The 12,214-nt window shown below is 75.6% G+C and carries 8 protein-coding genes; 5 read left to right on the top strand and 3 right to left on the bottom strand.

Annotated features, from left to right (window positions below; all coding sequences use genetic code 11):
* Nucleotides 1–345: 345 nt before the first annotated feature.
* The 5 genes from P3T27_RS21850 to P3T27_RS21830 all read left to right on the top strand — a co-directional run bounded on the left by P3T27_RS21850 (nucleotide 346) and on the right by P3T27_RS21830 (nucleotide 5,614).
* On the top strand, nucleotides 346–1,614 hold the full coding sequence (locus P3T27_RS21850) for an acyl-CoA dehydrogenase family protein (RefSeq protein ID WP_280681208.1): 1,269 nt from the start codon (nucleotides 346–348) through the stop codon (nucleotides 1,612–1,614).
* Nucleotides 1,615–2,086: 472 nt separating this feature from the next.
* Complete coding sequence (locus P3T27_RS21845) at nucleotides 2,087–4,174, top strand: ATP-binding protein (protein ID WP_280680945.1); 2,088 nt, start codon at nucleotides 2,087–2,089, stop codon at nucleotides 4,172–4,174.
* Entirely contained in the window at nucleotides 4,174–4,605 is a 432-nt protein-coding gene (locus tag P3T27_RS21840; RefSeq protein ID WP_280680943.1) for a roadblock/LC7 domain-containing protein, read from the top strand. Before P3T27_RS21845 ends, P3T27_RS21840 begins: the two co-directional genes overlap by 1 nt.
* Entirely contained in the window at nucleotides 4,602–4,982 is a 381-nt protein-coding gene (locus tag P3T27_RS21835) for a DUF742 domain-containing protein (protein WP_280680941.1), read from the top strand. The genes P3T27_RS21840 and P3T27_RS21835 overlap by 4 nt, the downstream gene beginning before the upstream one ends.
* Before the next feature lie 56 nt (nucleotides 4,983–5,038).
* Nucleotides 5,039–5,614, top strand: a complete 576-nt coding sequence (locus tag P3T27_RS21830; RefSeq protein WP_280680940.1) for an ATP/GTP-binding protein — start codon at nucleotides 5,039–5,041, stop codon at nucleotides 5,612–5,614.
* A gap of 45 nt (nucleotides 5,615–5,659) precedes the next feature.
* Here the strand turns inward: P3T27_RS21830 and P3T27_RS21825 are convergent, their stop codons facing one another.
* The 3 genes from P3T27_RS21825 to P3T27_RS21815 all read right to left on the bottom strand — a co-directional run bounded on the left by P3T27_RS21825 (nucleotide 5,660) and on the right by P3T27_RS21815 (nucleotide 12,212).
* On the bottom strand, nucleotides 5,660–6,157 hold the full coding sequence (locus P3T27_RS21825; protein ID WP_280680939.1) for a MarR family transcriptional regulator: 498 nt from the start codon (nucleotides 6,155–6,157) through the stop codon (nucleotides 5,660–5,662).
* Nucleotides 6,158–6,381: 224 nt separating this feature from the next.
* Complete coding sequence (locus P3T27_RS21820) at nucleotides 6,382–8,433, bottom strand: hypothetical protein (protein ID WP_280680938.1); 2,052 nt, start codon at nucleotides 8,431–8,433, stop codon at nucleotides 6,382–6,384.
* Nucleotides 8,430–12,212: a DUF5682 family protein gene (locus tag P3T27_RS21815; protein WP_280680937.1), complete on the bottom strand. Its 3,783-nt coding sequence runs from the start codon at nucleotides 12,210–12,212 to the stop codon at nucleotides 8,430–8,432. The genes P3T27_RS21820 and P3T27_RS21815 overlap by 4 nt, the downstream gene beginning before the upstream one ends.
* Nucleotides 12,213–12,214: the final 2 nt, after the last annotated feature.

The following is a 12,214-nucleotide window of genomic DNA, read 5'->3' as shown; positions in this document are numbered from 1 at the left end:
CGCATGTGAGCGGCCGCTCAGCAGGTTGTCGCGGCGGGGAAGGATCAATCCCCACTCGGCGTCACGGCCAAACACCTCAACGTCAGGACGGGCCGATTTCCGCCAATCGAAGATCGACTCTGGGTCAGCACAGGAGACCCATATGACAATGAGCCCTGCCGAAGACACGGACGGTATTCCCAACCCCGGGAAAGCCGCCCCGAGTTCCGCTTGCACCGATTGCAAAGGGGCAGTCGGCCACCACCACCTCCACACCCCACTCACCCTCGGGGGCGGCCGAAGCGGCTTCGACGGCGCGGACGGAGGCACGGCACACCCCTGACACGAGAGGACCCCAGCATGGCGATGGACTACTTCACCGACGAGCGCCACGAGAGTCTCCGAGCGGAGGTCCGTGAGTTCGCGGAGAAGGAGGTACGTCCGCACGTGGCCAGGATGGAGGCCGAACGGAACGTCGAGGTCGAACTGTCGAGGGAGATCGCCCGACGGGGATGGATCGGCGTGACCATTCCGCGCGAATTCGGCGGAATGGGACTGGGGCACCTCGCCAAGACCGTCATCGTGGAGGAGCTCGCCCGGGTCAGCGGTGCCATGGGCGCGGTGGCGCAGGCCTCGCAGCTCGGTGTCGCCAAGGTCATCCACTTCGGCTCGAACGCCCAACGGCGGTACTGGCTGCCGAAGTTCGCCTCCGGTGCGGCGCTGCCGACCATCGCCGTCACCGAGCCGGAGTCGGGCGGCCACGTGCTCGGGATGTCCGGCACCGCCCGTCGCGAGGGCGGCGAGTACGTGCTCGACGGCCGCAAGTGGTTCGTCGGCAACTCCCACATCGGCGACGTGCACGGGGTGATCCTCCGCACCGGCGAGGGCAGCCGGGGCCTGTCCGCGTTCCTGGTCGAGAGCGACCGCCCCGGCTTTCGCGCCGGGGAACTCGGTTCGCAGAGCGGCCTGCACGGCTTCAGCTTCGGCGAGATCGTCTTCGAGGACTGCCGCATCCCGGTCGCCAACCGGCTGGGCCTGGAGGGCCAGGGCCTGGACGTCGCCTACTCCTCCTCCACCCTGTACGGCCGGCTCAACCTCGCCGCCGTCGCGCTCGGCATCCACACCGCGATCGTCGCGGACACCGCGCGCTTCGCGGAGGAGCGGGTGCTCTACGGCAAGCCGCTCAACCAACTGCCCAACATCGCCCTGAAACTGGGCGAGATGCAGTCGCGGCTGATGACGGCGAAGCTGGCCGCCTACCACGCCTCGTACCTGCTCGACCACGGCAGGGCCTGCGACGCCGAGCTGATGAACGCCAAGCTCATCAACACCGAGTACGCGCTGGACTCGGCGCGCAACGCCATGGAGATCCACGCCGCCCGGGGCCTGCAGGCCGAGTTCAGCATCGAGCGCTACCTGCGCGACGCCACCCACGTCTACCCGCCGGCCGGGACCTCGGACGTCCAGCGGCTGCGGCTCGGCCAGGTCGCCTGCGGCACCTACGGCAAGCAGTGGTCGGCGGAGCTGTCCGACCTGGCGAGCTGGGCCTGGACCGAACTGGCCCAGCGGGAGGCCGCGGTGGAGTTGCAGGTGGTGGGGGGCGGGCAGGTGGTGCCGATACCGCTGGCGGGTTGAACCGACGTGGCCAACGGGCTGGACCCGCGGCACGTCGGCGCGAACCGGCGCATCGGCAAACCGGCCTGGCGAACCGACGGCCCCGACCGGCCGGACGGCGTCGAAGCCTCCAGCATAAGCGGTTTGACCTGTTCCTGACGGCTCTCCGGGAGACCCCCTGGCCCCCGGAGAGCCGCCTGGGGCGCTCCCCCCGGCCGACCTGAGCTGCGACGATCCGACGGCGGACGCTCCGTCCGCGCATCTCCACCACCGCCATCAACCCCTCACGCATCGTCAGTTGATGTTGCGACGAGGGCGCATGGGGCTGATAGCGTTCCTGCCGTCGGCGGCTGTGCTGCACCTCCGTCCGGACGATGACACCGCGTCACCCCGTCCGGCCACCCCGGCCGTGGCGCCCTGAAGCCCCGGCCGGACCGCGGACAGGCCCAACCGCCGTTCGGCCCAGCGACTCGGCCCTGCAACGAGGAATCAGATGCCAGGCATATCGGCCCACCGCACGGGCCACCGCGCCGGCCGGTCCGGCTCGCTCCGCAGCTCGCTCCTCGCCCTCGTGCTGGTTCCCAGCCTGGGCCTCGCCGCCGCCTGGGGCTACGCCGCCTACCTGCTGCGCGACGCCGGACACCGCACCGCCCTGATCGCCGGCAGCGCCGTCGTGGCCCTGGTCCTGCTGGTCAGCCTGGTCCGCGGCATCCGGGCCGCCCGGGCCCTGTCCGCCCGCCTCTCCGTGCTGCGCACCGACACCCTCGCACTCGCCCAGGACGAGATCCCCGAGGTCGTCGGACGGCTGCGCGCCGGGGAGCCGGTGCCCACACCACCCGCCTGGTCGCCGTCCCGGCGGGCCGGCGACGAGGTCCAGCAGACCGCCGACGGCCTCGCCGCCGTCCGTCAGGCCGCCGTCGCCGCCATCGTCCACCAGGCCCAGGGCCGCGAGGGGACGAAGAAGGTCTTCCTCAACATCGCCCGCCGCACCCAGATCCTGATCCACCGGCAGATCAGCATGCTCGACGCCCTGGAGCGCGAGCACGAGGAACCCGAGCTGCTGCGCGAGCTGTTCGCGGTCGACCACCTCGCCACCCGGATGCGGCGCAACGCCGAGAACCTCGTCATCCTCGGCGGCGCCCTGCCCGCCCGGCGCTGGCGCAACGCCGTGCCCATGGTCAACGTGCTGCGCAGCGCCGTCTCCGAGACCGAGAACTACGCCCGGGTCGTCGTCCAGGGCGTGCCGCGCGCCTCGCTCAGCGGACAGGCCGTCGCCGACGTCATCCACCTGATCGCCGAACTCATCGAGAACGGCACCACCTTCTCCCCGCCGTACACCCAGGTGCAGGTCTCCGCGCAGGAGGTCCCCAAGGGCCTGGCGGTCGAGGTCGAGGACCGCGGCCTCGGCATGACCGAGGAGGAGTACGAGCGGCTCAACGACTACCTGGCCAACCCGCCCGAGCTGGACGTCTCCGCCCTCGGCGACGACCTGCGGCTGGGCCTGTTCGTCGTCGCGCGGCTGGCCGCCCGGCACGCCATCCAGGTCACCCTGCGGCCCTCGCCGTACGGCGGCACCCGGGCCGTGGTGCTGGTGCCGTCCGTGCTGCTGGAGCAGGCCGAGCAGCCGGCCGCAGTCCCCGGGCTGCCGTCCGGCGCGCGGGTCACCCGGACACCGGTCCCCGAGCCGCTGCCGACGGCGGGCGGCGACCTCGGCGGTGCGGACGGGGAGCTGTCGGGCGCGCTGGCCGGGGTACTCGGCGGGCTGTTGGGCGGGGGGCCAGGGGCTCCGGTGCCCGGGGCCGCGCCTGGTGCGGCCGATGGGGCTGGTGCGTCTTCGGTGCCCGGGGTGCCTGGGGTTCCTGCGGGGCCCCGCGTGGGTGACGGTGCGGGTGACGGCGGTGTGATCACCGGTGAGCTGCTCGCCCAGTACTCCCTGGGCGCCGCCCCAGCTCCGACCAACGGCGGTCTGCCGGTCGGCGCCGAGATCCCCGGCCTGCCCGGTGCCGTGGTCGTCCCCCGGCCCGTCCTTCCGCAGCCGTACGACCTCCCGGTCGGCGAGCCGTCGGCGGACGGGCGCACCGTGGACGGACGCGCTGGGGACGGGCGCGCTGGGGACGGGCGCGCGGCGGACTCGGTGGTCGAGCCTGCGGCCGTGCCCCTCGACGGCGCCTGCGCCGACCGCGCCCAGGAGAAGCGCTTGGAGCACGGCCAGGACGGCGAACTGCGCACTCCGCGGGTCCTGCCGCAGCGGGTCCGCAACGCCAGCCTCGCCGAGCAGCTCCGTGAGGCCAACGCCCCCGGCGTCATGCTGCCCCCTGTGGTCGGCCACCCCGCCCAGACCGGGCCCCAGTCCGGCCCCCGGCACGGCGCCCCCGAGGCCGACGACCCGTCACCGCAGCGCTCCCGCGCCACCATGGCCGCCATCCAGCGCGGCACCCGGACCGCCCGCGCGGCCGACCCCGACCCCTACACGCCGATCACGCCCACCGCCCCCCAGGCGCCCGCCGCGCCCCACACCCCGGCCGCGCCTTCCGCCGTCCGGGATGCCTCCGCCGTTCAGGAAGCCAAGGAACAGCAGTGATGACGCAGCACACCGACACCCAGCGCGACCTCAACTGGCTGCTGGACCAGCTGGTGGCCCGGGTACCCGAGACCCGGCACGCCATCGTCCTCTCCGAGGACGGTCTGCTGGTCGGCATGTCCCGGGGCCTGGACCGCGCCGACGCCGAACACCTCTCCGCCGTCGCCTCCGGACTGCAGAGCCTCGCCCGCGGCGCCGGACACCGGTTCAACGGCGGGCGGGTCCGGCAGACCGTGGTCGAGATGGACCAGCTGTTCCTGTTCGTCACCACCGCCGGGCAGGGCGCCCGGCTCGCCGTCCTCACCAGCGAGCAGGTGGACGCCGGTCTGATGGCGTACGAGATCAACGTGCTGGTCAAGCAGGTCGGCCAGTACCTCACCGCGGCGCCACGCAGCGACGCCGGCCAGGTCGGCGCGGGTGGCGGTGCGTGACCGCCGACGCCGACGAGGCCTGGTTCTACGACAAGGACGCAGGCCATCTGGTCCGCCCTTACGCGATCACCAACGGGCGCACCGGCCCGGTCCGTGACGGCTTCGCACTGATCACCCTCGTGGTCACCGCCGACCCGCGCACCGACACCAGCCGGCTCACGCCCGAACCGGCCGCGATCATCGACCTGTGCCGCGAGCGCCCGCTGGCCGTCGCCGAGATCGCGGCCACCCTCGACCTGCCGGTCAGCGTCGTCAAGGTGCTGCTCGACGACCTGGCCGAGGCCCGGCTGATCCTCACCCGCGCCCCGGTCCAACTCGCCGAGGCGCCGGACATCTCGCTGATCCAGGCCGTGATCGAGGGCGTCCGCCGGCTCTGACCCGGCGGGGCCCCCGCCCGCCCCGCATCTCTCAGTCCCACTCCAGGAGACCCGAATTGACGACCCAGAGCCTGGTGCCGGGCGCGGTCAAAATCCTCGTCGCCGGCGGCTTCGGCGTCGGGAAGACCACCATGGTCGGCTCGGTCAGCGAGATCGAACCGCTGCAGACCGAGGAGCGGATGACCCGCGCCAGCATCGGGGTCGACAACCTCGACGGCGTCCAGGGCAAGTCCACCACCACCGTGGCGATGGACTTCGGGCGGATCACCGTCCGCGAGGACCTGGTGCTCTACCTGTTCGGCACGCCCGGGCAGTTCCGGTTCTGGTTCATGTGGGACGACCTCGCCCTCGGCGCCCTCGGCGCGATCGTCCTCGCCGACACCCGGCGGCTCGAATCCAGCTTCGCCGCCGTGGACTTCTTCGAGCAGCGCGGCATCCCGTTCGCGATCGGCGTCAACTGCTTCCACGGCCGCCGCGACGCCAGCCCCGAGGCCGTCCGGCGCGCCCTCGACCTCGGGCCGGACGTCCCGGTCGTGCTCTGCGACGTGCGGGAGCGGGCGTCCAGCAAGGAACTGCTGCTCGCCCTGCTCGACCAGGTGCACCGCAACGCCCTGTCCGCCGGGCGGCGGTGAGGGCGCGGGGTTCGGCCTCCCCGACGGTCTGGCAGGCGCGGACGGTCAGGCGGTGACCGGGGTGCGGTCGGCGCGGTCGGCCGGTTCCGCGCGGTCGGCCGGGTCGTCGAGTCCGGCGAGGGCGTGCACCAGCGGCGCCAGCTCCGGGACCTCCGCGGCCTGCGCCAGGGTCGCCTCCAGGGTGGCGTCGTGCACCGGGCGGGCGGCTGCCAGCAGGGTGCGGCCCTCGGGCGTCAGCTCCGTGTAGATCCCGCGCCGGTCGTCGGCGCAGAGGTAGCGGCTGAGCAGCCCGCGATCCTCCAGGCGGGTCACCAGGCGGGTCGTCGCGCTGCTGCTCAGCGCCGCGGCGCGGGCCAGCTGCTGCATCCGCATGTGCCACCCGTCCTGCCGTGACAGCGCGTCCAGCACCGTGTACTCGACCACCGAGAGCCGGTGCTCCGCCTGCAGCGCCTTCTCCAGCGCCGTGTCGATCAGCCCGTGCAGCGCGGCCAGAGTTCGCCAGCCACGGGCCCGGATCTCGGCCGCGTCGTCGCGGATCCCCATCGCTCGCCTTCCCTTCCGTTTCCCTGCGCGTTCCGCCTTCCCCTGCGCGTCCCGCAATGTCCCTCGTCAGACAAGTATGCCAGTCGGCGCGGATTACCTGTCTGTGCAACTAATTTTCCTTATACCTCCCCGCCGGATCGGCCCGTCCGCCGGGTCGTTCGTATCCGTTGGGAGGTGGCGGCGGCCGTGCTGTGCCAGGTTGGCGGCCGGATCGGCCTCCCCGGCTATCCCTCCTCCCCGGCCCAGGCGGCGGAACAGAGCGCGGTGGCCAGCTCCTCGGTGTAGCTGGCGGCCGCCAGCCAGGCCCCGGCGAAGGCCTCGTGGTCGTCCGGGACGACCCGGCCGAACACGTCGCGGCGCTGGTCGACCGCGGCGGCCCGCAGGGTGTCGAGCAGCTCGGCCGCCGTCGCCAGCCCTGCGACGCGCAGCAGGCTCCGGTCGGCGGCCGCCGTGGCCGCGCCCGGGGCCAGGGCGTGGCGCCCGGTGGTGACCGTCTGCTCGACCCGGCGGCCGAGCACGTGGGCCGGAGGGCCGTACGGCACCGTGGCCGGGAGGCCGGGTGCGGCGTCGGTGGGTGGCACACCGACGGGCGCGGCGGTCCCGGGGCCGGTGGCGGCCGGACCGGTGGTCTGGAGGTCGGCGGTCTGGAGGCGTTCGAGGCCGAGGTTGATCCGGCCGGCCCGGTCGGCGGGGACGACGAGCGCGGGGAGTCCGGCGGGACCGGGGGCTCCGGGGCCGGCGGTCCCGGGGTCCGCCAGGGGCTCCGGGGGTGTGCCGATCGCGAGCAGGCGAAGCTCGGGACGGTCCGAGCGCTCCAGGCGGCCGATCACCCGTAGCCGCAGGCCGGGCGCGGTGGCGAGCAGCGCGAGGTTCGCCCGGAAGGCCAGCCCCGGGTGCTCGTGCCCCGCCCGCAGGGCCACCACCAGAGCGCCGTCGCCACTACCGGCGCCGGTACCGACGCCGCCCGCACAGCGCGCCAGCAGCTGCGGCGCCCCGCCCTGGCCGACCGGGGCCGGGCCCAGCAGGGTGACGTCCAGGAACAGCAGATCGCTCCCGGCCGGTCGGCTCTCGTACGGCAGCGACTCCGCCGCGAGCGCCCGCGCCACCTGGGCGGCCGCCGGTTCGGCCCAGAGCGCGGCCGGTGCCCCCGCCGTCCACGCCGCGCCCGCCGCCCGGACCGCCCGGACGGAGGCGCCGGCGCCCAGCCGCCCGGCGGCGGATCGGGTGGCGCCCTGCACGGCCAGCCCGGCGCGACTGAACTCCCGGTGACTGAGCGGGGCCTCGCCCAGCCGCACCGTCCGGTTGCCCGCCCCGACCGCCTGCGGGGCGGCGGCCGCCGCGTCCCCGTGCGGCATCACCTCGGCCACCGTGCTGAGCCGGCCGTCCGCGTCCACCGCCCAGCTCACCACCCCGGCGTGGGTGGCCGTCAGCACCGGTTCCGCGAACAGCCCGTACAGCCGCAGCCCGCCCTCCTCGCCGTACACCTGGCGGGCGGTGCCGCGCAGTCCGGCGACGGGGCCGAAGCCGGTGGTCAGGGCGGAGGTCAGGGCGGTGGTGAGGTCCAGCAGGTCGCGCAGACCGGCCACCAGGTCCGCCAGTCGGTGGTCCGGCGCCCCTGAACGGGCCGCGCGCACCCGCGTCACCACGGCAACCGCCGCCGCGGCCGGGCGGTACAGCCCCGCCAGCCGCGCCCGGTGGGCCGCCCGCAGCAGCTCGGCCTGCGCGACGGCCCCCGCCCCGCTCACCCCGGCGGCCAGGATCGCGCACCCGGCCCGGTGGAGGTGGCGGGCCGCCGCCAGTTCGAGCGCGGTGAGCGCGGGCTCGGGCTGGTCTGCCTGGTCTAGCTGGTCGGGCTGGTTCGGCTGCTCGGTCGGCTTGGCCGTCTTGGCCGTCTTGGCAGTCTTGGCCGTCTTGGCCGGGCCGATCGGCTCGGCTCGCTCGGGTGGCTCGGCCGTAGCGGTCTCCTCGGCCGGGTCGGCCAGCGGGCAGAGCGTGACCGCGGCGGCCCGGTGCACGCAGGCCGGGGCGAGCAGGCAGCCGCAGCGCACGTCGGATGCCTCCGCGACCACCCCGCCCGGGGCGTGCAGCACGAGCACCGTCTCCTCGTCCACCTCCACCCGCCACTCGTCACCGCTGCGGGTCACCGGCCGCTCCGCCAGCTTCGCCGCCGCGCCGTCCAGCCGCTTCTGCAACCGGGCGCTCAGCCCGGCCACCACCTCGGCGACCACCTCCGGCCGAACCGTCGGCCAGCCGCTCGTCCGCTCCGCCACGCTCATCGCACCTTCTCCCCCACCCAGCGGGCCAGTTCCAGCGGACTCAACGCCGCCACGGGCATGCCGGCCGCGACCAGTTGGCCCGCGACCGCCTTCGAGTAACGGGCCGTCCCCGTGTCGTCCAGCGCCGCACAGCCGAGCAGGTGCACGCCGGAGTCCACCAGCGCCCGGGTCTGGGCCAGCAGCCCGCCCACCGGTCCGCCCTCCTCGAAGTCGCTGATCACCGCGACCAGCGTCCGGGACGGCACCGTCACCAGCTTCCGCGCGTACCGCAGCCCGCTCGCGATGCTGGTGCCGCCGCCGATCCGCACCTCCAACAGCAGGCTCAGCGGATCCTCCACCCGCTCGGTCAGATCGACGATCTCGGTGGAGAACGCCACGAAGTGGGTGCTGAGCGAGGGCACCCCGGCGAGGATCGACGCCGTCAGCGCCGCCCAGACCGTGGACGCCTCCATCGACCCGGAGACGTCCACGACCAGGATCAGCCGCCAGTCGGCCGCCTGCCGGGCCCTGGTCCGGAACACCGGACGCTCCGGCACGATGATCGTGCCGCCGTCCCCCGACGGGCGGGCGGTGGCGAGGTTGGCCCGGATCGTCCGGTCCAGGTCCAGCCCGCCACCCGGTCGACGCGTCGGGCGCGGCACGCTGATCCCGGTCAGCGCCGGGCGCAGCCTGGTCGCCAACTCGCGCGTCAGCTCGTCCACCAGCCGCCGCACCAGCGGACGCAGCCGGGCCACCCGCGCCTCGGGCAGGCCGCCCGCATGCTCAAGCACCGTGCGCAGCAGATCGACCGACGGGCGGACGGCGCCCGGCTCGATCGCCTCCAGGACGTCCGTCCGGCCCCGCGCCACGGCGGCCGCCAGCACCTCCTCCCGAACGCCCGGCCCGAACAGCGCCGACAACTCCTCGGCCCACTCACGCACCCCCGGATAGGGCGCCTCGCGTCCGCCCCGTCCGGTCCGCCCGTCCAGGCCCGGGCCGGAGCCCTCGCCGCGCCCGCTGCCGTACAACTCGTCGAGGGCGGTGGCGAGTCGGGCGCTGCGACCGCTCAGGCCCCCGCTGCCGGGGCGGCCGAGGAGCAACCGCCAGCGCTCGGCCGGGGCCAGGGCGTGCGCCTGCGGGGCGCCGGACGAGGCCGGGAGGGGCCCGCCGCGGTGCGGTGGTTCGGGCGCGCCGGTGGCCGGCTCCGGGACCCCGGCCACCGGCGGCAGCAGACCGCGACGGGCCAGCGCCGCGCGGGCGGCCAGATCGGCGCGGACCCAGCCGGCCAGCACGGCGGGCGGAACCTCCTCGGGCAGGCCGGAGAGCCGGGTGCCCAGGCGTTCCTCGACCAGGACCAGCAACCGGTCCCTGGCCGCCGGGCTGAGCGAGTCGAAGCCCCCGCGCAGTGCCGGCAGCCGGTCCAGAAAGGCGGAGTCCGGCAGCGACGTGACCCGCTCCAGCAGCGGGTCCAGCGCCTCCGGCGCGGTGGCGAACAGCCCCTCCGCCGCCGTCAGCAGACCGACCAGCCCGCGCCCGAGCGCATGCCGCGCCTCCGGGCCGGTCGCGCCGTCCACCCACGAGGCCGTCCGCCCGCCCAGCACCTCCGCCCGCTCCCGGCCCAGCAGCACCCGCACCGCCCCGGCCGCGCCGCGCACCAACGGACTTCCCCGGTCAGCGAGTTCGGCCAGGGCGTGCCCCAACCGCAGTCCACCGTCCAGATCCGCCCGCCGCGCCAACTCCACCAGCGCCCGCGCATCCGCCGGATCGTCCGACCCGCCCAGCCCCTCCAGCTGCCGCACAGCCGCCACGGTCAGCAACTCGCCCACCGCCCCCAGCCGATCCGCACCGTGCCCGACAGCGAGCCCACTACGGGTGGGCGATGGTTCGGGGATGTCGACGGCAGCGGGCGCGGCGAGGTGGTGAGACGTCGGCTCGCCGGGAATGCCCGCCACACCGGGGGCCGCGCCCGGGGCGCCGCCAGGGATGGGGGTGTAGCCCGGGATGTGGCCGGCGGTGAGGCGGTCGAGGAGGGCCAGGGCGTCGAGGAGTTCGGGGAGGGTGCCGGAGGACGGGAGGACGGTGGCGAGTTGGGCGAGGCGGGTGTCGACGAGGCCCGGGAGGCCGCAGGCGGCCGCGTCGGCGAGGCCCTGGAGGACCTCGCGGGCGGTGGGGCCGTCGACCTGCTGTTCGCGGCGGAGGCGTTCACGCAGGGCGCCTTCGGCGGCCTGGGCGGGGGTGACGCCGCGGGTGCCGGCGACGGTGAGCATGGCGGCGGTGGCCGGGGTCCAGTGGAGGCGCCAGCGGGTGCCGAGGGCTTCGGTGCCGCCGGCGCCGGCGGTGGTGACGGGGTCGGCGTAGGGGACGGCGCAGGCCGCGAGGCGTTGGAGGAGGATCTCGCGGCGGCGGTCGAGGGGGGTGCGCAGCGGGTCGAGGCGGAGTTCGCGGGGGCCGGGGTCGGCGGGGTCGGGCAGGCCGAGGTCGGCGAGGAGGGTTTCGGCGGCGGGGGCGAGCCCGCTGCGCGGGGCCGCGGGGGTGGCGCGGCCGGTGCGGGTGCCGATCAGGACGCGTTCGAGGGCGCGGGCGACGGCCCGGCCGCGGCCGAGGGGTTCGCCTTGGGCGAGGACGGTCTGGACGGCTTCGACGAGTTCGCCGCGGCCGGGTGCGGCGTGGCCGCGGAGGCGGGCGAGGTCGCCGGCGAGGCGGACGATCTCGCGGGCGTCGGCCGGGCCGGAGGGGTGGTCCTGGCTGCGCAGAGCCTCGCAGATCCGGACGGCGGTGGTGGTGAGCGCCCGGGTCAGCTGGTCCGGGTCACCGCCCGCGTCGAGGACGGTGTGCTGCCATTCGGGGTCGCGGATGCCCGCCGGGTAGCCGGAGCGGGCGTCGAGCAGCGGGTAGGTGTAGGGGATCAGGGAGAGGACGTGTCCGGGGTGGTCCGGGTGCGGCGGTTCGTCGGTGGCGGCGGGGCCGTCGAGCAGGGCGGGCGCGTGGAAGGCGCCGACGACGGCGGCGACCCGGCGTCCGCCGGCCGCCGCGGCCCGGATCCGGGCGCGCATCCAGGCTTCGCGCCGCAGGTCGTACGGATTGACGCCGGGGCCGGTCTCGGCGTCGCGGCGCAGCGCCCAGCCGACCAGCAGGGCGGCGCGCCGGACGGCGTCGGGGGCGGAGCCGGGGGCGGCGGTCTCGACGAGGCGGTCCCACAGGTCGTCGTCGGAGTCGCGCCCGGTGAGGCGTCGGCGCAGCGCGTCGGCGACGCCGGGGGTGTCGGGGGTGTCGGCGGCGTGCCGGTCTCCGTCGCTGGGCGCGGTGCGGTGGGCGAGCGGGAGGTCGCAGGCGAGCACCTCGACGCCGTTGCGCCGCGCCCAGCGCAGGGCGACCAGTTCCGGGGAGAAGTCGGCGAACGGGTAGAAGGCGAGCCGCCCGGGGCCGGGACCGGGACCGCCGTCCGGGCCGTCGTCGGGACCGGCCGGGGCGGCCGCGAGGGCGACCGGGGCCTCGGTGGCCTCGTCCGCCAGCCAGCCGAGCCAGGGCTGGAACTCGGCGGGGAGTTCGACCAGCACCACCTCGGGCTTGGCGGCGTCGAGCAGCGCGGGGAGGACCGCGCTGAGCGACGGTGCGTGGTGCCGCACGCCGATCAGGTAGGGCCCGGGCCGGTCGGTGCCGGCGGCGGCCAGCCGGTCGATCTCGGCCTGGACGGCCCGGCGCGGGTCGTCCAGGCGCCCGTCGGCCAGGTGCCCGTCGGCCGGGTGCCCGTCGGCCGGGTGGGAGGGGCCCGCCGGGGCGGGCGTCACCGCGCTGCTCATCG

The sequence above is a fragment of the Kitasatospora sp. MAA19 genome, from assembly GCF_029894125.1.
GTDB lineage: Bacteria > Actinomycetota > Actinomycetes > Streptomycetales > Streptomycetaceae > Kitasatospora.
This window is presented reverse-complemented; position numbering and strand designations above follow the sequence as displayed.

Bases quoted from the DNA above. Each gene is read 5' to 3' on its own strand.
- P3T27_RS21825 (WP_280680939.1), bottom strand. From the start codon at position 6,157: ATGGGGATCCGCGACGACGCGGCCGAGATCCGGGCCCGTGGCTGGCGA.
- P3T27_RS21815 (WP_280680937.1), bottom strand. From the start codon at position 12,212: ATGAGCAGCGCGGTGACGCCCGCCCCGGCGGGCCCCTCCCACCCGGCC.
- P3T27_RS21840 (WP_280680943.1), top strand. From the start codon at position 4,174: ATGACGCAGCACACCGACACCCAGCGCGACCTCAACTGGCTGCTGGAC.
- P3T27_RS21845 (WP_280680945.1), top strand. From the start codon at position 2,087: ATGCCAGGCATATCGGCCCACCGCACGGGCCACCGCGCCGGCCGGTCC.
- P3T27_RS21850 (WP_280681208.1), top strand. From the start codon at position 346: ATGGACTACTTCACCGACGAGCGCCACGAGAGTCTCCGAGCGGAGGTC.
- P3T27_RS21820 (WP_280680938.1), bottom strand. From the start codon at position 8,433: ATGAGCGTGGCGGAGCGGACGAGCGGCTGGCCGACGGTTCGGCCGGAG.